The 23,660-nt window shown below is 51.4% G+C and carries 22 protein-coding genes; 12 read left to right on the forward strand and 10 right to left on the reverse strand.

Annotation, left to right across the window (positions count from 1 at the left end; translation table 11 throughout):
* The first annotated feature begins 24 nt into the window (after positions 1-24).
* Positions 25-348 carry a DUF1493 family protein gene (locus tag OGY37_RS16395; RefSeq protein ID WP_267445061.1) on the forward strand — a complete coding sequence of 108 codons (324 nt, stop codon included), beginning with the start codon at positions 25-27 and terminating at the stop codon, positions 346-348.
* Between the two features lie 56 nt (positions 349-404).
* Here OGY37_RS16395 and cyoE read toward each other — a convergent pair whose 3' ends face one another.
* The 7 genes from cyoE to OGY37_RS16430 form a co-directional block, all read right to left on the reverse strand.
* Entirely contained in the window at positions 405-1,295 is an 891-nt protein-coding gene (gene cyoE, locus OGY37_RS16400; protein ID WP_003831005.1) for a heme o synthase, read from the reverse strand.
* 11 nt (positions 1,296-1,306) lie between these two features.
* A complete protein-coding gene (locus tag OGY37_RS16405) occupies positions 1,307-1,636 on the reverse strand; it encodes a cytochrome o ubiquinol oxidase subunit IV (protein WP_003831006.1) in 330 nt (109 codons plus the stop codon).
* Positions 1,636-2,250, reverse strand: a complete 615-nt coding sequence (locus OGY37_RS16410) for a cytochrome o ubiquinol oxidase subunit III (RefSeq protein WP_003831007.1) — start codon at positions 2,248-2,250, stop codon at positions 1,636-1,638. The genes OGY37_RS16405 and OGY37_RS16410 overlap by 1 nt, the downstream gene beginning before the upstream one ends.
* The gene (cyoB, locus tag OGY37_RS16415) at positions 2,240-4,231 is read right to left on the reverse strand and encodes a cytochrome o ubiquinol oxidase subunit I (protein ID WP_003831008.1); all 1,992 of its coding nucleotides are present in this window, start codon (positions 4,229-4,231) and stop codon (positions 2,240-2,242) included. The genes OGY37_RS16410 and cyoB overlap by 11 nt, the downstream gene beginning before the upstream one ends.
* A 19-nt stretch (positions 4,232-4,250) precedes the next feature.
* Positions 4,251-5,198: a cytochrome o ubiquinol oxidase subunit II gene (gene cyoA / locus OGY37_RS16420; RefSeq protein WP_003831009.1), complete on the reverse strand. Its 948-nt coding sequence runs from the start codon at positions 5,196-5,198 to the stop codon at positions 4,251-4,253.
* 460 nt (positions 5,199-5,658) lie between these two features.
* Positions 5,659-7,134 carry a muropeptide MFS transporter AmpG gene (gene ampG, locus OGY37_RS16425; RefSeq protein WP_286621257.1) on the reverse strand — a complete coding sequence of 492 codons (1,476 nt, stop codon included), beginning with the start codon at positions 7,132-7,134 and terminating at the stop codon, positions 5,659-5,661.
* A gap of 44 nt (positions 7,135-7,178) precedes the next feature.
* Entirely contained in the window at positions 7,179-7,757 is a 579-nt protein-coding gene (locus tag OGY37_RS16430) for a lipoprotein (RefSeq protein WP_032941838.1), read from the reverse strand.
* Positions 7,758-8,063: 306 nt separating this feature from the next.
* Here OGY37_RS16430 and bolA point away from each other — a divergent pair, with 306 nt between their 5' ends.
* From bolA to fadM, 9 genes are all read left to right on the forward strand, one after another.
* On the forward strand, positions 8,064-8,381 hold the full coding sequence (gene bolA / locus OGY37_RS16435) for a transcriptional regulator BolA (RefSeq protein WP_003021619.1): 318 nt from the start codon (positions 8,064-8,066) through the stop codon (positions 8,379-8,381).
* A 344-nt stretch (positions 8,382-8,725) separates the two neighbouring features.
* Positions 8,726-10,024, forward strand: coding sequence for a trigger factor (tig, locus tag OGY37_RS16440; RefSeq protein ID WP_003021622.1), 1,299 nt, complete (start codon positions 8,726-8,728; stop codon positions 10,022-10,024).
* A gap of 247 nt (positions 10,025-10,271) precedes the next feature.
* Entirely contained in the window at positions 10,272-10,895 is a 624-nt protein-coding gene (gene clpP, locus OGY37_RS16445; RefSeq protein WP_003021624.1) for an ATP-dependent Clp endopeptidase proteolytic subunit ClpP, read from the forward strand.
* Between the two features lie 126 nt (positions 10,896-11,021).
* The gene (gene clpX, locus OGY37_RS16450; RefSeq protein ID WP_213757601.1) at positions 11,022-12,296 is read left to right on the forward strand and encodes an ATP-dependent protease ATP-binding subunit ClpX; all 1,275 of its coding nucleotides are present in this window, start codon (positions 11,022-11,024) and stop codon (positions 12,294-12,296) included.
* Between the two features lie 184 nt (positions 12,297-12,480).
* On the forward strand, positions 12,481-14,835 hold the full coding sequence (lon, locus tag OGY37_RS16455) for an endopeptidase La (protein ID WP_003831014.1): 2,355 nt from the start codon (positions 12,481-12,483) through the stop codon (positions 14,833-14,835).
* A 190-nt stretch (positions 14,836-15,025) separates the two neighbouring features.
* A complete protein-coding gene (gene hupB, locus OGY37_RS16460; protein WP_219352570.1) occupies positions 15,026-15,316 on the forward strand; it encodes a nucleoid-associated protein HU-beta in 291 nt (96 codons plus the stop codon).
* A gap of 268 nt (positions 15,317-15,584) precedes the next feature.
* Positions 15,585-17,459: a peptidylprolyl isomerase gene (gene ppiD / locus OGY37_RS16465; protein ID WP_286621259.1), complete on the forward strand. Its 1,875-nt coding sequence runs from the start codon at positions 15,585-15,587 to the stop codon at positions 17,457-17,459.
* A 146-nt stretch (positions 17,460-17,605) separates the two neighbouring features.
* Complete coding sequence (locus tag OGY37_RS16470) at positions 17,606-17,980, forward strand: helix-hairpin-helix domain-containing protein (protein ID WP_003831017.1); 375 nt, start codon at positions 17,606-17,608, stop codon at positions 17,978-17,980.
* A gap of 106 nt (positions 17,981-18,086) precedes the next feature.
* Positions 18,087-18,485 carry a long-chain acyl-CoA thioesterase FadM gene (gene fadM / locus OGY37_RS16475; RefSeq protein WP_003021636.1) on the forward strand — a complete coding sequence of 133 codons (399 nt, stop codon included), beginning with the start codon at positions 18,087-18,089 and terminating at the stop codon, positions 18,483-18,485.
* Positions 18,486-18,537: 52 nt separating this feature from the next.
* On the opposite strand, the gene queC is transcribed toward fadM, so the two are convergent.
* Both queC and OGY37_RS16485 read right to left on the reverse strand, forming a co-directional pair.
* Entirely contained in the window at positions 18,538-19,233 is a 696-nt protein-coding gene (gene queC, locus OGY37_RS16480) for a 7-cyano-7-deazaguanine synthase QueC (RefSeq protein WP_286621261.1), read from the reverse strand.
* A gap of 65 nt (positions 19,234-19,298) precedes the next feature.
* Positions 19,299-20,999 (reverse strand): SgrR family transcriptional regulator, encoded by a 1,701-nt coding sequence (locus OGY37_RS16485; protein ID WP_166465385.1) that lies wholly within the window; start codon positions 20,997-20,999, stop codon positions 19,299-19,301.
* A gap of 144 nt (positions 21,000-21,143) precedes the next feature.
* Here OGY37_RS16485 and cof point away from each other — a divergent pair, with 144 nt between their 5' ends.
* Positions 21,144-21,962: an HMP-PP phosphatase gene (cof, locus tag OGY37_RS16490; protein ID WP_048235970.1), complete on the forward strand. Its 819-nt coding sequence runs from the start codon at positions 21,144-21,146 to the stop codon at positions 21,960-21,962.
* Between the two features lie 50 nt (positions 21,963-22,012).
* Here cof and OGY37_RS16495 read toward each other — a convergent pair whose 3' ends face one another.
* Positions 22,013-23,068 (reverse strand): PLP-dependent cysteine synthase family protein, encoded by a 1,056-nt coding sequence (locus tag OGY37_RS16495; RefSeq protein ID WP_286552286.1) that lies wholly within the window; start codon positions 23,066-23,068, stop codon positions 22,013-22,015.
* Between the two features lie 116 nt (positions 23,069-23,184).
* Here OGY37_RS16495 and decR point away from each other — a divergent pair, with 116 nt between their 5' ends.
* A complete protein-coding gene (gene decR / locus OGY37_RS16500; protein ID WP_003831023.1) occupies positions 23,185-23,643 on the forward strand; it encodes a DNA-binding transcriptional regulator DecR in 459 nt (152 codons plus the stop codon).
* The last annotated feature ends 17 nt before the right edge of the window (positions 23,644-23,660 follow it).

Below are 23,660 nucleotides of genomic sequence, written 5' to 3' on the forward strand. Positions count from 1 at the left end.
TCGCATACAGTGGACATCCTTCTGATGAGAAATTATGAAGCTGAAGTTATTGAGTACATCATGAAGAATTACCCAATCAGGGAACGTTGGTTCAGACCTGGTCTTAAGCAGGTCACTAAAGAATGGACCCTTGAGGATGATTTTCAGTTTGTTCCGGAAGATGCGTATGATTTTTTAGCTGATTTATTTGAGCATTTTAATATTGAATACTCGAAGTTTGATGGAAGGAATTATATTGAACAAGAATACCCTTTCTGGCGAAAAGATCCTCCTGAAATTGAGTTAAAGCCTTTGACAGTAGGTATGATTATCGAGTCAGCAAAGGCTGGGAAATGGCTCTATGACTGAATAATATTCCTGCCAATAAAAAGGGTGCCGAAGCACCCTTTTCGTATCCGCAGATTTTACCAGACGTAAGTCAGCAGGTTCTGCGAGTTTGGCACCATAAAATCGACCGACATCATCACGCTGAGCGCGGTAATGGCGATGATAGAGAAGCCGAACAGCTTGCGCGCCCAGACTCTGTCATCTTCCACTTTATAACCGCGCAGCGCCATGCCCAACCACCAGACGCTCACCGCCGCGGCAACAATCAGGTATTTATAACCTGCATAGCCGCCCAGGGTTAGCATCAGCGTGGCGATAGCAAACGCCACGATGTACAGCGTGATATGGTTCTTCGCGACCGAAATACCTTTCACCACCGGCAGCACCGGGATGTTGGCAGCCTGATAATCCTTGAAGCGGAAAATCGCAATCGCGTAAGAGTGCGGCATCTGCCACAGGCTGAAAATAGCCAGCAGAATCAGCGCACCGCTATCGAACTCACCGGTTACGGCACAGTAGCCAATCACCGGCGGCGCAGCGCCGGAGAGTGAGCCAATCAGCGTACCGTAAACGGAATGGCGCTTCATATACAGGCTATAGACGCCCACGTATACCACGAAGCCCATTACCCCCAGCCAGCAGGCCAGAGGGTTCGCGCCAAACCACAGCAGCATAAAGCCAGCAATACCAAGCAGGGTGGCGTATACCAGCGAGACCGCAGGGGAAATCAGACCTTTAACCAGCACGCGGTTTTTGGTCCTCTCCATCTTCCTGTCGATATCCCTGTCGATGTAGTTGTTAAATACACAACCCGACGCCACAACCAGTGACACCCCAACCAGCGTGTAGATAAACAGGGGATAATCAATGCTGCCTTTCGAGGCCAGCAGGAATCCCCCAATCACCGAGATCAGGTTGCCAAAGATGATGCCTGGTTTCGTTACTTGCAGGTATTGCTTAAACATCATAATCGCCGCTCTTAGTGCATCATCATGTTGTAGTTAAGGTTCCACATAATCCAGATGGAGCCCACAACCAGGATGGCGATGATTAGCACAGTAAAGACAAAGGCCGTCATGTTCCAACCTTCATCAGATTTGCTATTCATGTGCAGGAAGCACACCAGGTGCACCAGAATCTGTACCACTGCCATTGCCAGAATAGTTCCCAGAATGACGGCCGGTGAGGCAGAACCTGTCATCACCATCCAGAACGGAATGACCGTCAGGATGATCGACAGGATAAAACCTGTCATGTAGGTTTTTACGCTGCCATGGGATGCGCCGCCGCTCTCGTTAGAATGACTCATTACATCGCCCCCATCAGATAAACAACAGTGAACACACAGATCCACACCACATCCAGGAAGTGCCAGAACAGGCTCAGGCACATGATGCGGGTACGGTTAGTACTGGTCAGGCCGCGACGAGCAACTTGCACCATCAGCACTGCCATCCAGATAAGACCGGAGGTGACGTGCAGACCGTGCGTGCCGACCAGCGCGAAGAACGCAGACAGGAAGCCACTGCGATCCGGGCCCATACCGTTAACAATCAGGTGATGGAATTCATAGAGTTCCATCCCGATGAATCCGGCACCGAACAAGAAGGTCAACGCCAGCCAGGAGATAACCTGGCTCTTGTTGTTCTTGTACATGGCAATCGCTGCCATGCCGTAAGTAATGGAGCTGAATAACAGCAGGAATGTTTCAACCAGAACGAACGGCAGTTCAAAAATGTCCTTACCTGTCGGGCCACCTGCGGTGCCGTTCACCAGAACGGCATAGGTTGCAAACAGAATAGAGAACAGAATGCAGTCGCTCATCAGGTAGACCCAGAATCCGAAGATCTTGGTCTGGCCTGCATCGTGGTGCCCGTGTTCGTGCGCGTGGGCAGTCGCGTGCGTTAAAGTATCAGTTGCCATTTTTCAGCCCTGCCTTAGTAATCTCATCGAAATGCTGGTTTTCCAGTTTTTCGACTTCCGGGACCGGCACGTAGTAATCCACGTCTTCATCAAAGCTTTTCACAATCCAGCTGATGATCATGCCTGCGAAGCTTGCAATCGCCAGCCACCAGATATGCCAGATCATGGCGAAACCAAACAGTGTTGCGAAGGCGGTAATGACGATACCGGCACCGCTGTTCTTCGGCATATGAATTTCTTCATAGTGCGCAGGCTGCTTGTACGCTTCACCTTTTTCTTTCATTTCCCAGAAGGCATCACGCTCGTGAACGTGCGGCACAACGGCAAAGTTATAGAACGGAGGCGGGGAAGAGGTTGCCCACTCCAGCGTACGACCACCCCATGGGTCACCGGTCAGGTCACGGTTCTGCTCGCGGTCGCGAATAGAAACGAAGATCTGAATCAGCTGGCACAGGATACCCAGTGCAATCAGCGCGGCGCCGCAGGCGGCAACGACCAGCATCGGATGGAACTGTGGATCAATCTGCTGGCTGAGGCGACGGGTCATACCCATGAAGCCCAGCACGTACAGTGGCATAAATGCTACGAAGAAGCCGATGATCCAGAACCAGAATGCGCGTTTACCCCAGGTTTCGTTCAGCGTGAAGCCAAACGCTTTTGGCCACCAGTAGGTCATACCAGCGAAGCATCCAAATACGACACCGCCGATGATAACGTTATGGAAGTGCGCGATCAGGAACAGACTGTTGTGCAGAACGAAGTCCGCACCCGGCACCGCCAGCAGTACACCGGTCATGCCGCCGACTGAGAAGGTGACGATAAAGCCAATCGTCCACAGCATTGCTGAGTGGAATACGATACGGCCCTGATACATGGTGAACAGCCAGTTGAAGATCTTCACCCCGGTCGGGATGGCGATAATCATGGTGGTGATACCGAAGAAGGCGTTTACGTTAGCGCCTGCACCCATGGTGAAGAAGTGGTGCAGCCAAACAACGAACGACAGAACGGTGATACACACGGTTGCCCACACCAGCGAGGTGTAACCAAACAGACGTTTACGCGAGAAGGTTGCCGCGATTTCGGAGAACACACCGAAGACTGGCAGAACCAGAATGTACACTTCCGGATGGCCCCAGGCCCAAATCAGGTTGATGTACATCATCATGTTGCCGCCCATATCGTTGGTAAAGAAATGGGTGCCCAGATAGCGATCCAGGGTTAGCAACGCGACGGTAACCGTCAGGATTGGGAAAGAGGCGATAATCAGGATGTTCGCGCACAGAGATGCCCAGCTAAACACCGGCATCTTGAACATGGTCATTCCTGGTGCACGCATCTTAATGATGGTCACAAAGAAGTTGATACCGGTCAGGGTTGTACCAATACCGGACAACTGGACTGCCCATATCCAATAGTCGACCCCGACGCTTGGACTGTACTCTATTCCCGAAAGTGGCGGATACGCCAGCCAACCGGTCTGCGCGAATTCACCCACGCCCAGAGACAAGTTAACCAGGATTACGCCGACAACGGTGAACCAGAAGCTCAGGTTGTTCAGGAACGGGAATGCAACGTCACGTGCGCCGATCTGCAGCGGAACCACCAGGTTCATCAGACCGATAACAAATGGCATTGCCACGAAGAAGATCATAATCACGCCGTGAGCCGTGAAGATCTGGTCGTAGTGGTGAGGAGGCAGGAAGCCCGCTTCACCTGCAGAAGCCAGCGCTTGCTGACTACGCATCATGATGGCGTCGGCAAAGCCACGAATCAACATGACGATTGCGACGATGACATACATGATGCCAAGGCGTTTGTGGTCAACCGAGGTTAGCCACTCTTTCCACAGGTAGGTCCACTTACCGAAGTAAGTGATAAGGCCCAGTAAGGCCGCACCACCGATGATAATGGCAGCAATCGTAACCATGACAATAGGTTCATGGAACGGAACTGCATCCAGCGTCAATTTTCCGAACATCGTATTCTTCCTCGGCCCCTTAGTGAGCGGATTCCGCGTGGCTCATGTCCATGCCTTCCATTCCTTCGTGTGCGCTGTGCTCACCTTCGGGTTGGGACATGTCCATGCTCTTACCGTGAGCCATAAATTTGTTAATAACGTCTTTAAACAAATCCGGTTTCACGTTGGAGAAGTATTCCACCTGGTTGTATTCGCTTGGCGCAGCCACTTTCTCGAACGCTGCCATGTCGCTCATGGTGTTCGTGGACTGTTTAGCTTTAGCAACCCATTGGTCGAATTCGGCGCGGTCCTTTGTTGCGATAGCCTTGAACTTCATACCGGAGAAGCCTGGTCCGCTATAACTTGCGGAGATACCATCATAAGTACCGACTTCGTTGGCGATCAGATGCAGTCGAGTCTGCATACCGGCCATGGCATAAATCTGGCTACCCAGACGCGGGATAAAGAAGGAGTTCATCACGGAGTTGGAAGTCACTTTGAATTCAACCGGAGTATTCGCCGGGAAGGCGATTTCATTCACGGTAGCGATACCCTGTTCCGGATAGATGAAGAACCATTTCCAGTCCATGGAAACCACTTCGATGGTAATGGGCTTCTCGTCATGCGCCAGCGGTTTGCTTGGCTCAAGAGCGTGAGTGGTTTTCCAGGTCAGGACGGCAAGGAAAATGATGATTAAGATCGGCACCGTCCAGACCACAGCTTCCACTTTATTGGAGTGTGACCAGTTCGGGCTGTACTTCGCATCTTTATTGCTTGCACGATACTTCCAGGCAAAACCAACAGCCATCAAGATGGCGGGAATAACGACAATCAACATCAGGCCAAATGCCGTCAGTATCAATGACCGTTGTTCCAGTCCAATCTGTCCTTTAGGGTCAAGCAGCGCAGAATTACAGCCACTGAGTAATGCAGTGCCTGCAATTAATGACAACCATCCCAAACTTTTATTGTATTTCCTGAGTCTCATTTAACGACCTCAATTCCACGGGACCGGGTGGCGTTTAAAGTGTGAGGGCATTTTACGGGAAGGTTACATTACTGTAAACATCTCTAGATCTGTGTTACTGGGTTCTGCCGTGCATGTCACATATGTTGCAATATATGTCGCTTTGGCTTTAAGAACCTGTTGCAACATCACGTTATAACGAAAGCGGGCAGGTGGGTGGCGTACTGAGGGCAATTGGTATAACCAATACGAAAATAAAACAATTGTTTAACAATTGATTATCAATAAAGGGACAATTGAGGAACAAAAAATAAATCTTTCGTGGCTGAATCGAGTAAGGAAAATAGTATATATAAAAGGCGTCAATAATTTCCAAATTCTTTGGCGCACAAAATAACAAATATTATTTTTAGCAGTTGTTGCTTATTTCGCCGTTATAATTACGTAGGGTGATTACAACGGCGATATTAATGCGGGTTTTTTACGCCAGACGTGTTTTTCGCAGTGCCAGATAATCAAGCAATCCACCAAAAACGACCCCGCAGACCGCGACCACCACTGAGACTTCAAGCAGTTCCGGCAGGAAGGAGAAATTGGTGTAATCCAGCGCGTTCATGGTTAACAGCAGCAGCCAAACCAGCAGCAGGCAGCAGCCCACTACCAACGTCATTAATGCCAGACTGTACGCTCCACGAAATTCCGTACGCGGAATAAAGCTTTCATTTTGCCAGCTATGTTCCAAGGTCTGGCGACATACCAGCAGCAGTATCAGACCGGGGAGCGCGGCAAACACGGAGAACAGATAAAACGTCGGCCAACCGTGTGCTTCGACAAACCAACCCGCTACCGGGCCAACGTAAACGCGACCAACGGCTGAAAGCGCGGAGAGCAGGGCGAACTGGGTCGCTGAGAAGGACTTATTGCACAGCGTCATTAATAAGGCGACAAATGCCGCCGTGCCCATTCCGCCGCACAGGTTTTCAAAGAAGACGGCCGCCGCCATGCTGAACATGTGTTTGTCAGTGATGGACAGTAGCCAGTAGCCCGCATTCGACGCCCCTTGCAGGATGCCGAAAATAAGCAATGCGCGGAACAGAGAAAGGCGCTGCATCAGGATCCCACCGTACAGCGCGCCAACAATGGTGGCCAGTAGCCCCAGTGTCTTATTCACCACGCCAACTTCACCCGCATCAAACCCAACGCCACGGATTAAAAAGGTGGTGGTCAGGCTCATGGCGAAGGCATCCCCGAGCTTATACAGCACAATAAGCAGCAGGATCAGCCAGGCGTTATTACGACCAAAGAAGTCGCGCAGCGGAGCCGCAACCGCCTGTTCCAGCGTTTTAGGCACCGGAATGGTGTCAGTCGGTTCGGGTGCTAACAGGGTGGCGATGATACAAGGAATCAACAGCGCAGCCATCAGCCAGTACATCCCTTGCCAGCCCAGCCAGCGATCGGCCATCCACAGGGCCAGTCCGCCTGAAACCAGCATCCCTAATCGATAGCCCAGTACGCTGATAGCCGCGCCGGTGCCGCGGTCTTCAGCGGGCAATACGTCGGTTTTCCAGGCATCAAAGACAATATCCTGCGATGCAGAGCAAAATGCGATCACTACTGCGAGTGCAGCCATCCAGCGTAACTGTGTGCCAGGCTCCAGAAAGCCCATCGCGGCGATAGAAATTAACAACAGCACCTGGGTCGCCAGCAGCCAGCCGCGACGTCGACCTAAAAACGGTGGCGTGTAACGGTCCATCAACGGGGACCAGAGAAACTTAAATACGTAGGCCTGACCGACCAGGGAAAAGAAACCGATGGTTTTAAGATCGATATTCTCGACTGTCATCCACGCCTGGAGCGTACCGGAGGTGAGCGCGAGCGGTAAACCGGAGGCGAACCCCAGAATGAGCAGGATAGCTGAGCGTGGCTGCTGAAAAATACGTAAGTAATGACTGGACATGGGCTTCTATAGGCCCGACGAACGCCGGGCCATATGGGCAGAAATTAACGAGCGTTCTGCTTGATGAAATCGTGAACGCTGGTGTCCTGAGACATATCAGCGATGGTGTCGGTCAGTACGCTGTTAACGGCGTTAGCGATATTTTTGTTAGAGGCCTGCAGAGCACCTTCAACAGAATAGCTTGCACGGTAGTTTTTGGTCATCTTGTTACCGTTGGCGGCAGTTGCAATGATGGCGATGTCTGCTTTGGTAGCGATGTTATAGCGCACGCTACCCTGAGACACGTCAGCATACAGCTGGTTAACAATGATTTGCAGGTTGACTGCACCGTTTGGTCCAATCATATAACCACGTGCAGTCATCTGTTTTTCCAGCACTTCTTGCAGCAGGAAACGCAGATCGCGGGACGCGGTCAGGGTAACCAGTTGGTTGTCACGGGTGACTTTTGCCAGCGCTTGATCCTGGCGCTGGTCGGCACCATTGATGCTAACGGTCACACCCATCAGGCTCGGGTCCTGCTGCGGCAGGGTAATTTTCGGGGAGACTTCAATAGTGGTCGGCGGCGTTGCGCATCCAGCTAACATAAACAGTGCGACAAACGGGACGAGGATTTTTTTAAACATGCCAGGGCTCTCAGCGAATCTAAATTGTATGGTTAGAGAAAATTCCCGCCATCATAACATCGCCAACGATGAGGGGAAGTGGGTAACGCATGTAAATTCATTGTGTTGTCCGTTTTATGACTTTGTAGAGACTATAAACGGACTTTTTGCAATAAATTGGAGTGAGGAATCAGTGAACTTCATCCGTTTGAATGAGAAAATCAGACAAGCGCTAATTTTTTGTTGCTAAGGTGTAATGAAAACGGTAAAAGCGGCTAGTATTTAAAGGGATGGGTGACATCTCAGCGTTGTCGGAGGAAAAATTTCATGATGATTCGTGAGCAAATAGAAGAAAAATTAAGGGCAGCGTTCGAACCCGTGTTCCTCGAAGTTGTGGATGAAAGCTATCGTCACAATGTCCCGGCTGGTTCTGAAAGCCACTTTAAGGTTGTACTGGTTAGCGATCGCTTTACAGGTGAACGTTTTCTTAATCGTCATCGGATGATTTACAGCACATTAACGGCGGAACTTTCCACAACCGTTCATGCGCTTGCCCTGCATACCTACACTATTAAGGAGTGGGAAGCGTTGCAGGATACGATTTTTGCATCGCCTCCGTGTCGTGGAGCGGGAAGCATCGCGTAAAAACGGATTTGCAACAACCGACGCTTTTCCAGTATGTTGCTACAGATTATGTGAAAACGGCCTGCGGGCCGTTTTGTTTTGTCTGAATTCTGGGGCAGTCGTACAGTATTCAGACAAAAATTAGCCGGGAATTGTGAAAAAAGCCGCAGCAACGCGCGATAACCGTTCTCGACTCATAAAAGTGATGCCGCTATAATGCGCGTCTTATTTTTCGGAATGTCTTCGGGATGATTCTGACGACAGGGAATGTGATTGCTTATGAGAACATCCCAGTTCCGCGAAGCCAACAACCTGTGCTTGCGGAGAAGAGTTGACCGAGCACTGTGATTTTTTGAGGTAACAAGATGCAAGTTTCAGTTGAAACCACTCAAGGCCTTGGCCGCCGTGTAACGATTACTATCGCTGCTGACAGCATCGAGACCGCTGTGAAAAGCGAGCTGGTCAACGTAGCGAAGAAAGTGCGTATTGACGGTTTCCGCAAAGGAAAAGTACCGATGAATGTTGTTGCTCAGCGTTATGGCGCGTCTGTTCGCCAGGACGTTCTGGGTGACCTGATGAGCCGCAACTTCGTTGACGCGATCATCAAAGAAAAAATCAATCCGGCTGGCGCACCGAACTACGTTCCGGGCGAATACAAACTGGGTGAAGATTTTACTTACGCGGTAGAGTTCGAAGTTTACCCGGAAGTTGAGCTGACTGGCCTGGAAGCAATCGAAGTTGAAAAACCGGTTGTTGAAGTTACCGACGCTGACGTTGACGTAATGCTGGACACCCTGCGCAAGCAGCAGGCTACCTGGAAAGACAAAGACGGCGCTGCTGATGCCGAAGACCGTGTAACCATCGACTTCACCGGTTCTGTAGACGGCGAAGAGTTCGAAGGCGGCAAAGCGTCTGACTTCGTACTGGCGATGGGCCAGGGTCGTATGATCCCGGGCTTTGAAGAAGGCGTTAAAGGCCACAAAGCTGGCGAAGAGTTCACTATCGACGTGACCTTCCCGGAAGAGTACCACGCTGAAAACCTGAAAGGTAAAGCTGCGAAGTTCGTTATCAACCTGAAGAAAGTTGAAGAACGCGAACTGCCGGAACTGACTGAAGAATTCATCAAACGTTTCGGCGTTGAAGATGGTTCCGTAGCAGGTCTGCGCGCTGAAGTCCGTAAAAACATGGAACGCGAGCTGAAAGGCGCTGTGCGTAACCGCGTTAAGTCTCAGGCGATCGAAGGTCTGGTAAAAGCTAACGACATCGACGTTCCGGCTGCACTGATCGACAGCGAAATCGACGTTCTGCGTCGTCAGGCTGCACAGCGTTTTGGTGGCAACGAGAAACAAGCTCTGGAACTGCCGCGTGAACTGTTCGAAGAACAGGCTAAGCGTCGCGTAGTTGTTGGTCTGCTGCTGGGCGAAGTAATTCGTACCAACGAACTGAAAGCTGACGAAGATCGCGTTAAAGGCCTGATCGAAGAGATGGCTTCTGCTTACGAAGATCCGAAAGAAGTTGTTGAGTTCTACAGCAAAAACAAAGAGCTGATGGACAACATGCGTAACGTCGCTCTGGAAGAGCAGGCTGTTGAAGCCGTTCTGGCGAAAGCGAAAGTGACTGAAAAAGCCACTTCCTTCAACGAACTGATGAACCAGCAGGCGTAATTCGTCGCTTTTTTAGCTCGAATTTCGTACGCAAGCCCGTCACCTTTTGGTGGCGGGTTTTTTTTTGTCACGCATTTTGCATGGGAAGAGTGCGAAAACAGCGTTTCAGTGTTAGCGTTACAACAAAAGATTGTTATGCTTGAATTATGGCGATGTCGTACCCATTACTGAGGGACTAGCTGATAATCCGTCCATAAGGTTACAATCAGCACAGCAGGTTTTTTCAAATTTTATCCAGGAGACGGAAATGTCATACAGCGGCGAACGAGATAACTTTGCACCCCATATGGCGCTGGTGCCGATGGTCATTGAACAGACCTCACGTGGTGAGCGCTCTTTTGATATCTATTCTCGTCTACTTAAGGAACGCGTCATTTTTCTGACCGGCCAGGTCGAAGACCATATGGCTAACCTGATCGTGGCGCAGATGCTGTTCCTGGAAGCAGAAAACCCAGAAAAAGATATCTACCTGTACATCAACTCCCCTGGTGGAGTGATCACTGCCGGGATGTCTATCTATGACACCATGCAGTTTATTAAGCCGGACGTCAGCACCATTTGTATGGGCCAGGCGGCCTCAATGGGTGCGTTCCTGCTGACCGCCGGGGCGAAAGGCAAACGTTTTTGCCTGCCTAACTCTCGCGTCATGATCCACCAGCCTCTGGGCGGTTACCAGGGCCAGGCAACGGATATTGAAATTCATGCCCGTGAAATCCTGAAGGTAAAAGGGCGCATGAACGAACTTATGGCGCATCATACGGGTCAATCTCTTGAGCAGATTGAACGTGATACCGAGCGCGATCGCTTCCTCTCCGCTTCTGAAGCGGTAGAGTACGGTCTGGTCGACTCGATTTTGACCCATCGTAATTAATGCCCAGTGCGCAGGTGTGCCGCTATAATTACCTGGAGCGGCACAACGCTGACTAGCGTCTTGCGCCTGAGAATGGCATTTGCGTCGTCGTGTGCGGCACAAAGAACAAAGAAGAGGTTTTGACCCATGACAGATAAACGCAAAGATGGCTCGGGCAAATTGTTGTACTGCTCTTTTTGCGGCAAAAGCCAGCATGAAGTGCGTAAGCTGATTGCCGGTCCATCCGTGTATATCTGCGACGAATGTGTTGATTTATGCAACGACATCATTCGCGAAGAGATTAAGGAAGTAGCACCGCACCGTGAATGCAGTGCGCTGCCGACGCCACATGAAATTCGCAACCACCTGGACGATTACGTTATCGGTCAGGAGCAGGCGAAGAAAGTGCTGGCGGTCGCGGTATACAACCATTACAAACGTCTGCGCAACGGCGACACCAGCAATGGTGTTGAGTTGGGCAAAAGTAACATCCTGCTGATTGGCCCGACGGGTTCCGGTAAAACGCTGCTGGCTGAAACGCTGGCGCGCCTGCTGGACGTTCCGTTCACCATGGCTGATGCCACCACGCTGACCGAAGCCGGTTATGTGGGTGAAGATGTTGAAAATATTATTCAGAAGCTGTTGCAGAAGTGCGATTACGACGTGCAGAAAGCACAGCGTGGGATCGTCTATATCGATGAGATCGACAAGATTTCACGTAAGTCTGATAACCCATCTATTACCCGTGACGTTTCCGGCGAAGGCGTACAGCAGGCGCTGTTGAAACTGATCGAAGGGACGGTTGCTGCCGTTCCGCCGCAGGGTGGTCGTAAACATCCTCAGCAGGAATTCCTGCAGGTTGATACCTCCAAGATCCTGTTTATCTGCGGTGGTGCCTTTGCCGGCCTGGATAAAGTGATTGCTAACCGTGTTGAAACCGGCTCCGGCATTGGTTTTGGCGCAACGGTAAAAGCGCAGTCTGATAAAGCCAGCGAAGGTGAACTGCTGTCGCAGGTTGAACCGGAAGATCTGATCAAGTTTGGTCTGATCCCTGAGTTCATCGGTCGTCTGCCGGTTGTGGCAACGCTGAGCGAGCTGAGCGAAGAAGCGTTGATCCAGATCCTCAAAGAGCCGAAAAACGCCCTGACCAAGCAGTACCAGGCGCTGTTCAATCTTGAAGGTGTCGATCTGGAATTCCGTGAGGAAGCGCTGGATGCGATCGCTAAGAAAGCGATGGCGCGTAAAACCGGTGCTCGTGGTCTGCGTTCTATCGTCGAAGCCGCGCTGCTCGACACCATGTACGATCTGCCTTCTATGGAAGACGTCGAAAAAGTGGTGATCGATGAGTCGGTGATTGGCGGTCAGAGCAAGCCATTGCTGATTTACGGTAAGCCGGAAGCGCAGCAGGCATCTGGCGAATAATTCATCAATTCATACAGACATTTAATTAAAAAGGGGGGATTTTATCTCCCCTTTTATTTTTCCGTAAACATGGCGTTGAATGTGTGGGAAACATCCCCATATACTGACATACATGTTAAAGGTGGTGTGAAGCACAGTCGTACCACCTGATTACCTGGCGGAAACTAAACTAAGAGAGAGCTCTATGAATCCTGAGCGTTCTGAACGCATTGAAATCCCCGTATTGCCGTTGCGCGATGTGGTGGTTTATCCGCACATGGTCATACCCTTATTTGTAGGGCGGGAAAAATCTATCCGTTGTCTGGAAGCGGCTATGGACCATGATAAAAAAATCATGCTGGTCGCACAGAAAGAAGCGTCAACGGATGAGCCGGGTGTAAACGATCTTTTCACCGTCGGGACCGTGGCCTCTATTTTGCAGATGCTGAAACTGCCTGACGGCACCGTAAAAGTGCTGGTCGAGGGGTTACAGCGTGCGCGTATTTCTGCGCTGTCTGACAACGGCGAGCATTTCTCTGCGAAAGCAGAGTACCTTGACTCGCCTGCTATTGATGAGCGCGAACAGGAAGTGCTGGTGCGTACCGCTATCAGCCAGTTCGAAGGCTATATCAAGCTGAACAAGAAAATCCCACCAGAAGTGCTGACGTCGCTGAACAGTATTGACGATCCTGCACGTCTGGCGGACACCATCGCTGCACACATGCCGCTGAAGCTGGCTGACAAGCAGTCCGTGCTGGAGATGTCCGACGTTAACGAACGTCTGGAATATCTGATGGCGATGATGGAGTCTGAAATCGATCTGCTGCAGGTTGAGAAACGCATTCGCAACCGCGTGAAAAAGCAGATGGAAAAATCTCAGCGCGAGTACTATCTGAACGAGCAGATGAAAGCTATTCAGAAAGAACTCGGTGAGATGGACGATGCACCGGACGAAAACGAAGCGTTGAAGCGTAAAATCGACGCGGCGAAAATGCCGAAAGAGGCAAAAGAGAAAGCGGAAGCAGAACTGCAGAAGCTGAAAATGATGTCTCCTATGTCGGCGGAAGCGACCGTGGTGCGTGGCTACATCGACTGGATGGTACAGGTGCCGTGGAATGCGCGTAGCAAGGTCAAAAAAGACCTACGTCAGGCGCAGGAAATCCTCGATACCGACCATTATGGTCTGGAGCGCGTCAAAGACCGTATTCTTGAGTATCTCGCGGTTCAAAGCCGTGTAAATAAAATCAAGGGGCCGATCCTGTGTCTGGTTGGACCGCCGGGGGTAGGTAAAACCTCTCTGGGGCAGTCCATCGCTAAGGCAACTGGGCGTAAATACATCCGTATGGCGCTGGGCGGCGTGCGTGATGAAGCCGAAATTCGCGGTCACCGCCGGACCTATATCGGTTCTATGCCGGGTAAACTGATCCAGAAAATGGCCAAAGTGGGCGTTAAAAACCCGCTGTTCCTGCTTGATGAGATCGACAAAATGTCTTCCGACATGCGTGGCGATCCGGCTTCCGCACTGCTCGAAGTGCTGGATCCAGAGCAGAACGTGGCGTTCAGCGATCACTACCTGGAAGTGGACTACGATCTCAGCGATGTGATGTTTGTTGCGACCTCTAACTCCATGAATATTCCGGCACCGTTGCTGGATCGTATGGAAGTGATCCGTCTGTCCGGTTATACCGAAGACGAAAAGCTGAACATTGCCAAACGTCACCTGTTGCCGAAACAGATTGAGCGTAATGCGCTGAAAAAAGGTGAGCTGACGGTCGACGATAGCGCCATTGTGGGCATTATTCGTTACTACACTCGTGAAGCAGGCGTGCGTAGTCTGGAACGTGAAATCTCTAAACTGTGCCGTAAAGCGGTGAAACAGCTGCTGCTCGACAAGTCGCTGAAACATATCGAGATCAATGGCGATAATCTGCACGACTATCTGGGCGTACAGCGCTTTGACTATGGCCGCGCGGACAACGAAAACCGCGTTGGTCAGGTGACGGGCCTGGCGTGGACGGAAGTGGGCGGCGATCTGCTGACTATCGAAACCGCCTGCGTACCGGGTAAAGGTAAGTTGACCTACACCGGTTCTCTGGGTGAAGTCATGCAGGAGTCGATTCAGGCTGCGCTGACCGTGGTGCGCGCGCGTGCGGAAAAACTGGGTATTAACCCGGACTTTTACGAAAAACGCGACATCCACGTTCACGTACCTGAAGGGGCGACGCCGAAAGACGGTCCAAGTGCGGGTATTGCTATGTGTACTGCGCTGGTGTCTTGTCTTACCGGTAACCCAGTTCGCGCCGACGTAGCGATGACGGGTGAGATCACCCTGCGTGGTCAGGTTCTGCCTATCGGTGGTTTGAAAGAAAAACTGCTGGCGGCACACCGTGGCGGCATTAAGACGGTCTTAATTCCCGATGAGAACAAACGTGACCTGGAAGAGATTCCGGACAACGTAATTGCCGATCTTAATATTCACCCGGTGAAACGTATTGAGGAAGTTCTGACTCTTGCGTTGCAAAATGAACCCTCTGGAATGCAGGTTGTGACGGCAAAATAGTGACCTCGCGCAAAGAGCATTAATAAAAACAGGGCTGGCAGGCCATTTCGGGCTTGCCAGCCTTTTTTTGTATAGCTAATTTAGATAACGGATTAGGCTTGCCATCATTAACGGGTGTTGTAAGGGCATGGCAGGCCTGATATAACTGCTGCGCGGTCGCACTTTGAAGGATTCAGGTGCGATATAAATTATAAAGAGGAAGAGAAGAGTGAATAAATCTCAACTGATCGACAAAATTGCTGCAGGGGCTGATATCTCTAAAGCTGCGGCTGGACGTGCGTTAGATGCAATTATTGCTTCTGTTACCGAATCTCTGAAAGAAGGTGATGACGTAGCGCTGGTAGGTTTTGGTACTTTTGCCGTTAAAGAGCGTGCTGCCCGTACTGGTCGCAACCCGCAAACAGGTAAAGAGATCACCATCGCCGCGGCTAAAGTACCGGGCTTCCGTGCAGGTAAAGCACTGAAAGACGCGGTAAACTAAGTGATTTCCCCTTTGGGGATGTGACGAAGTACAAGGGCGCATCGACTGATGTGCCTTTTTTATTTGTAATTCCGGTACTTTCTACGCGTTGTGGGCTGACAATTGCCCCTGTTTCTTGTCACAATAGACCTTTGTGCGCAGCGTTCAGGAAACGCTATGCTGCGTGAAGCATATATACTCAAAATCCTTGTTGCCGTTGTTGTCATCAACGCGGGGGCAGCAGAGAGGATAACGCGTATAGTCATCTACAGCGGAGTGTGGTTACACCATGATGGACAGCTTACGCACGGCTGCTAACAGTCTCGTGCTCAAGATTATTTTCGGTATCATTATCGTGTCGTTCATTTTGACCGGCGTGAGTGGTTACCTGATTGGCGGGGGCAATAACTTCGCCGCCAAAGTGAATGGCCAGGAGATCAGCCGCGGGCAGTTCGAGAATGCGTTCAACAGCGAGCGTAACCGCATGCAGCAACAGCTGGGCGATCAATACTCCGAACTGGCCGCGAACGAAGGCTACATGAAAACGCTGCGTCAGCAGGTGCTGAATCGTCTTATTGACGAAGCGCTGCTGGATCAGTACTCCCACGAGCTTAAGCTCAACATCAGCGACGATCAGGTTAAACAGGCTATTTTCGCCACGCCTGCGTTCCAGGTGGACGGCAAGTTTGATAACAACCGCTACAACGCGATTGTCAATCAAATGGGAATGACTGCAGACCAGTACGCACAGGCATTACGTAATCAGCTCACGACGCAGCAGCTGATTAACGGTGTTGCCGGTACGGACTTCATGCTGAAAGGCGAAACGGACGAACTGGCGGCGCTGGTCGCACAGCAGCGTATCGTGCGCGAGGCGACGATTGACGTTAACGCTCTGGCCGCGAAGCAGTCTGTTACCGAGCAGGAAGTTGCCAGCTACTACGAGCAGAATAAAAACAACTTTATGACGCCGGAACAGTTCCGCGTGAGCTACATCAAGCTGGATGCTGCTGCTATGCAGGAGACGGCCAGCGATGCTGATATTCAGTCTTACTATGACCAGCATCAGGATCAGTTCACTCAGCCGCAGCGTAACCGCTACAGCATCATTCAGACCAAAACGGAAGATGAAGCCAAAGCGGTACTGGATGAGCTGAACAAAGGCGGTGACTTCGCTGCGCTGGCGAAAGAAAAATCTGCCGATATCATCTCTGCTCGTAAAGGCGGTGATATGGGATGGCTGGAAGATTCCACTACCCCGGATGAGCTGAAAAATGCTGGTCTGAAAGAAAAAGGCCAACTGTCTGGCGTAATTAAGTCTTCCGTTGGTTTCCTCGTTGCGCGTCTTGACGACGTACAGCCTGCGCAAGTTAAACCGCTGAGCGAAGCCCGTGACGAGATTGCGGCAAAAGTGAAGCAGGAAAAAGCGCTGGATGCCTACTATGCGCTGCAGCAGAAAGTCAGCGACGCGGCCAGCAACGATAACGAATCTCTGGCGGGTGCAGAGCAGGCTGCGGGTATGAAAGCGGTTGAAACGGGCTGGTTTAGCCGTGACAGCCTGCCGGAAGAACTGAATTTCAAACCGGTCGCTGACATTATTTTCAATGGTGGTCTGGTTGGCGAAAATGGTACGCCTGGCAGTAACTCCGACATCATCACCGTGGATGGCGATCGCGCGTTTGTACTGCGTATTGCAGAGCACAAAGCCGAAGCCGTGAAGCCACTGGCTGAAGTGAAAGATCAGGTAACTGCGCTTGTTAAGCACAATAAAGCAGAGCAGCAGGCGAAGCTTGATGCCGATAAACTGCTGGCTGATCTGAAAGCCGGTAAAGGCGATGAAGCGATGAAAGCGGCGGGTCTGAGCTTTGGCGAGGCGAAAACGCTGAGCCGTACGGGTCAGGATCCGCTGAGCCAGGCTGCCTTTGCTCTGAGCCTGCCGGCGAAAGACAAACCGAGCTACGGCGTAGCGAACGACATGCAGGGTAACGTTGTTCTGTTGGCACTGGACGAGGTGAAAGCCGGTTCTATGCCTGAAGCGCAGAAGAAAGCGATGGTTCAGGGGATCACTCAGAACAACGCGCAGATTGTCTTCGAAGCGCTGATGAGCAACCTGCGTAAAGCCGCAAAAATTAAAATCGGTGATGCGCTGGAACAGCAGCAATAACCGAGGCAGTTCGCAAAAAATTGCAAAAAGTTGTATCTACCAAAGGCCGCTTTCGCGTCCTTTTCCATTTCTGATATTTGCCGTTTGTCTGCCGTTCTGCACCTCGCTATCGTGATTCCACTGTTAACAAACAAGGAGAAAACAGTATGAAACATGGAATCAAAGCTCTGCTTATCACTCTTTCATTGACCTGCGCTGGTATGGCCCAAACCGCATTGGCGGCTGAGCCTGTCGCCAAAAGCCAGGCGACTCAAACCAAAGCGGAAAACCCAGGGGCGGCACAAAGCAAAGCCACACTGCCCGCTAAAGCAAGCGACGATGAGGGCACCAGGGTAAGCATCAACAGCGCTTCTGCGGAGGATTTAGCGCGAGTTATGAATGGCGTGGGTCTAAAGAAAGCGCAGGCGATTGTGAGCTATCGTGAGGAGTACGGGCCGTTTAAAACGGTGGATGATTTAAAACAGGTGCCGGGCATGGGCAGTTCACTGGTTGAGCGTAACCTGGCAGTTTTAACACTTTAATAACTTGCAGAGCGCTGAAAGTTTGCCAGACTGTAGAGGTCATACCAGTTATGACCTCTTTACTCAAAAGTCTGTTCCTATAAAAACAACGTAAGGCTCCTGCGCTATGCAAACACAAATCAAAGTCCGTGGTTTTCATCTTGATGTCTATCAGCACGTTAACAATGCCCGCTATCTGGAGTTTCTGGAAGAGGCCCGCTGGGATGGTCTGGAAAACAGCGACAGCTTTCAGTGGATGACCGCGCACAACATCGCTTTTGTGGTCGTGAATATTAATATCAACTACCGGCGACCTGCGGTGCTGAGCGATCTGCTGACCATCACCAGTCAGGTTCAACAGTTAAATGGCAAAAGTGGCGTGTTAAACCAGACCATTACCCTGGAGCCGGAAGGGCAGGTGGTGGCAGACGCGCTGATTACGTTCGTCTGTATTGATTTGAAAACGCAAAAAGCGTTGCCGTTGGAAGGGGAGTTGCGCGAAAAACTGGAGCAGATGGTGCAGTAGTGGCATTGAGTACCTGTAGGCCGGATAAGCAAAGCGCCATCCGGCAATACAATCACTTTAACCCGGTTTTCTGCTTCATTGCCGCCATCACTGCCGGTTTATCCGCCAGATAATGGTTCAGGCCGTTGGCACGCAGATTACACGCCGCACAGTGACCGCAACCGTCACCTTTGATGCCGTTATAGCAGGTCAGCGTTTCTTCGCGTACCAGGTCCAGCTTGCCCCAATAATCGGCCAGTGCCCAGGTTTCGGCTTTATCGATCCACATCAGTGGGGTTTCAAAGCGAATATCTTTCGCCATCCCCAGGCTTACAGCATGGTTCAGGGCTTTAACGAACTCATCGCGACAGTCCGGATAGCCGGAGAAATCGGTCTCACATACGCCGGTAATGACCGCCTCTGCCTGCACCTGGTACGCGTAAATTGCTGCCAGCGTTAAGAACAGAACATTGCGTCCTGGCACAAAGGTATTGGGAATGCCGTTCGCATCCGGTTCGTAATCGGGTACCGGAATGTTATCGCGGGTCAGGCTGCTGACAGCCAGTTCACTGAGCAATGTGACATCAAGTACTTTGTGCGCGCGCGCGCCAAGTTTTAAGGCCAGGTCACGTGCGACATCAATCTCAGCGCGATGGCGCTGACCATAATCAAAGGTCACGCAGTGCACTTCATCATACTGATGCAGCGCTTGCGCCAGACAAGTCGTGGAGTCCTGACCTCCACTGAATACAACAACGGCACGTTTCATGGCTTTTCCTGACAAAATAACGAAGCCCTTATGGTAGCGCCTGGACGTGCCGTCGACCAGCTTCTTCACACTGAAGGAGGTGGCAGCCAGGCTTCGGTAAACTCGAACCAGCCACGAGGATTCAGGCGTACGCCGTTCACACCCGGTGGCGCGCTGATGCGATAGTGATAATTGAACAGTGGGGTCAGGGTAGCGTCATGCATTAGCGTGGCGAAAACTTGTTGTAAAGCAGCGTGGCGATCGTCCTCATCGGCCTGGATTTGAAGGGCATCCAGGGTCGTTTGCAAATGTGTGTATGCTGGCGCATTCAATACATGTGACCAGAGCTGATCGCAGCGCAACCACTGTTCGAGAGTATATTCAGGTGCCTCACCAATCAGCCTGTCGCCCATCATCAGGTCGGCCTGGGCTAAGGGATGATCGCCATCCCAGTTTTTAGCATTATGAAAAATAAGCGTTAATTCACAGCCGAGCAGCGCCAGCGCCTGGCGAAGCTGTTCAGCCATAGCGTGAAGTTCTACCGGCAGGTGATAAGCCAGCGTCAGCTTTTCCGGTAATGCCACCTCATCGAGTTCATCCCATTGTGGGATAGTCCATCCGGGGAGCAGTGCATTGCTTGGCGTGATCAGATTTTCATCCACTTCAAGCGTTTGTAGCAGGGAAGAACGGTGGATGATATTGATCAGTCTACGGGCCTGCTGCGTATTCAGGTGCGCGCTTTTTCTGAGCGTGAGATAGCAAAAACCAAGACTGATCCCGCTGCTTACCTGGCTTAGCATAGGCAACTCTTCGGGTTTACCAATCGCAATTTGCACCGGATGGCGACAGCTGGTGCCCAGATCCTGGGAGAAGAGCTGTGGGGTTATCCAGTATTCAATGGCTTTTAGCAGCGGATGACTCAGATGGTAGTGATCATGGCTCTCGATACGCACCAGCTCAGGAGTAAACAGCGTCAACCGGAACGGGCCGGTACCCACAAACGGGTGCTCAGGATGCGCCAGGTGACTGCTGTAGCTTGCCAGACGGTGCGCCAGCCAGAAGTCGGGACGATGCAGAATAAAGGTCAGACACTGGGGATGCGTCACCTCAATGCGCTTTACGCTGATAAACAGCTTATTCAGCGCGGGGAGTTCTAACAGCTTCAGCAACTGCTGATGTAGCTGTGAGCTGCTTACCGTATCACCGTTATGCCAATGCAGGGTGGAACGAATATAGAAATCCCAGCGCAGGCCGTCAGCGGAAATATTCCAGTGGTGGGCTAAGTCTCCACAAGGACGTTGCGTAGTGCTGTCAAACCGGGTCAGGCCAGAGAAAACTTGTCCGGCGAGGTGTTGCTCCGCGCGACCAGGGAGAAAACCGGGGTGCAAGGGGTCGAGCGGGCGGTAATAGGGGATACGTAGGGTTGGCGTGTCGTTTTGCCACTGACCGCCCATAAACGGTTGTAGCAGTGTTCTTAATTCGCCCGGAGCCAACTGAGCCAGTTCCAGTACGCTAAGCTGCTCTCCCTTTTGCAGCGCCTGTTCCATCATGGTGTTGCGCAGTGAATCTGGCGTCACTAAAAACCGCAGTTGCCCGCGTTTCCCGCGCCCCGACTGGGCATGCCACTCCAGCCAGCCCGCATCCTGCGCTTGCTTTAGCAGGGTACGCACATGGCGTTCGCTACAAAAACAGCGTTCGGCCAGTTCCCCGACGGTCACCGACTGCGGTTCGCCGTTCGAGGGCAGCCACAGGCGTTGGTACTGGTTCAGGCGATTAAGCAGACGCATTGATACTTTTTCCTTCAGGATGTCCGTTAACGGTTTATGCGTAGAGAAACCCGGAACAATTCATTTTATCTATTCACTATTACTTCCGTATATCTCAGGTGATACTGGATCACAAGTTAATCGCGTCACAGTGTGGAGAAAGAAATGGCTCGTCTGGCTGCATTTGATATGGATGGCACCCTTTTGATGCCGAATCACCATTTAGGTGACGAAACGCTTTCAACGCTGTCGCGCCTGCGTGAACGCGATATTACTCTGACATTTGCTACCGGCCGACATGTGCTTGAGATGCGCCATATTTTAGGCTCGATCTCACTGGACGCCTTTTTGATCACGGGTAATGGCACGCGTATTCACTCTCTTGAGGGCGATGTGTTACACCGTCAGGATCTGGATCCGAATGTCGCGGATATTGTGTTGCATCAGAAGTGGGACACTACCGCCAGCATGCATGTCTTTAATGACAACGGTTGGTTCACCGGACAAGAGATCCCCTCGCTGCTGCAGGCACATGTGTATAGCGGATTTCGCTACCAGATCGTCGATGTGAAACGTATTCCGGCGCATCAGGTCACGAAAGTCTGTTTCTGCGGCGATCATGACTCTTTGATCCAATTGCGAATTCAACTGAATGAAGCGCTGGGTGAACAGGCGAATCTCTGTTTTTCCGCGTTTGATTGCCTTGAGGTGCTGCCGCTGGGCTGTAATAAAGGATCGGCATTGGCGGTGTTGAGCGACCATTTAGGTTATTCAATGGCCGAGTGTATGGCGTTTGGCGATGCTATGAACGATCGCGAAATGTTAGGCAGCGTTGGGCGCGGCCTGATTATGGGTAACGCGATGCCGCAACTGATTGCTGAACTGCCTCATTTATCGGTGATTGGGCATTGCCGTAATCAGGCAGTGTCACACTTTTTGACGCATTGGCTGGACAATCCACATCTACCTTATTCCCCCGAATGAGAGATCCCTTCCAGCAAGCCAGACTTCGCGTCTGGCTTTTTTTTATACCATTAATGGGTGTTCAGTAGTCGGGCGAGCTCCGCTTTCCACGGCGTTAAATCACCGATGTGCGTGTCGACCCACTGTGGGTTGTAGTAGGTTTCCAGATAGCGTTCGCCGCTGTCACACAACAGCGTCACCAGTGAGCCGCTTTCTCCGGCATCGCGCATACGGGCGGCAAGTTGCAGTGTTCCCCACATATTGGTACCCGTAGAGGCGCCGACTTTACGGCCCAACTGCGTTTCCAGCCAGTGTGCGGTGGCCACGCTTGCGGCATCCGGCACGCGCAGCATTTCATCGACCACGTCAGGAATGAAAGACGGTTCGACACGCGGGCGGCCAATGCCTTCAATTTTACTTCCTACCGGACTGCGTAACGTGGCATCGCGATCCTGCCAGAAGGGCAGAAAGACCGAGTTTTCCGGGTCCACTACCATCAGTTGAGTGTCGTAGCCCTGACAACGGATATAGCGGCCAATGGTTGCTGAGGTGCCACCGGTTCCGGCGCTCATCACAATATGGCGGGGAACGGGGTTGGGCTCGCACTGCATCTGACGAAAGATGCTGTCGGCGATATTATTATTGCCGCGCCAGTCGGTGGCGCGCTCAGCGTAAGTGAACTGGTCCATGTAATGACCGTTCAGCTCACGCGCCAGTTGCTCAGAGGCCGCATAGATTTCGCAGGCGCTTTCCACGAAATGACAGCGACCGCCGTAAAATTCAATCTGTTCAACCTTACGTTTTGCCGTACAGGAAGGCATGACGGCAATAAATGGCAACCCTAACAGTCGAGCGAAATAAGCCTCAGAGACCGCCGTTGAACCGGACGATGATTCAATGATGGTGGTGCCTTCTTTGATCCAGCCATTGCACAATCCGTACAGAAACAGTGAGCGCGCCAGACGATGCTTCAGACTCCCGGTCGGATGCGTGCTCTCATCTTTTAAATAGAGCTGAATGCCCGGGAACGCCGGTAGCGACAGGCGAATGAGATGCGTATCCGCAGAACGCTGATAATCCGCGTTGATTTCATTGATGGCGTTTTTAACCCAGGAGCTATTCATCATTAATAGATATCCATTTGTCATTTTGTGCCCAGAATAGCGAAAAGCACGGAAAAAATTGTTGCCATTTAGCCTTTAAAATAGAATGTAAGGAGAAAATTCTTCTCTGTGGAGTGGATATGTTAGACAAAATTGACCGCAAGCTACTCGGCTTGCTGCAACAGGACTGCACCCTTTCTTTGCAGGCATTAGCAGATGCCGTTAATCTGACTACCACCCCCTGCTGGAAACGTCTCAAACGACTTGAGGATGACGGTATCCTGCTGGGCAGAGTCGCCCTGTTGGATCCAGAAAAACTGGGGCTGGGACTCACCGCGTTTGTGCTGATCAAAACTCAGCATCACAGCAGCGAATGGTATTGCCGCTTTGTCACTGAAGTGACCGGAATGCCCGAGGTTCTGGGGTTCTGGCGTATGGCAGGGGAGTATGACTACCTGATGCGAGTGCAGGTTGCTGATATGAAAAGCTATGATGAATTCTATAAGCGCCTGGTGAATAGCGTACCGGGCCTGTCTGACGTCACCTCCAGCTTTGCCATGGAACAGATTAAATACACAACTGCTCTACCTATTGAATAATTCTCCCGGCGCTTATT

The organism is Citrobacter sp. Cpo030, assembly GCF_030333005.1.
In the GTDB taxonomy this organism is placed as follows: domain Bacteria; phylum Pseudomonadota; class Gammaproteobacteria; order Enterobacterales; family Enterobacteriaceae; genus Citrobacter; species Citrobacter portucalensis.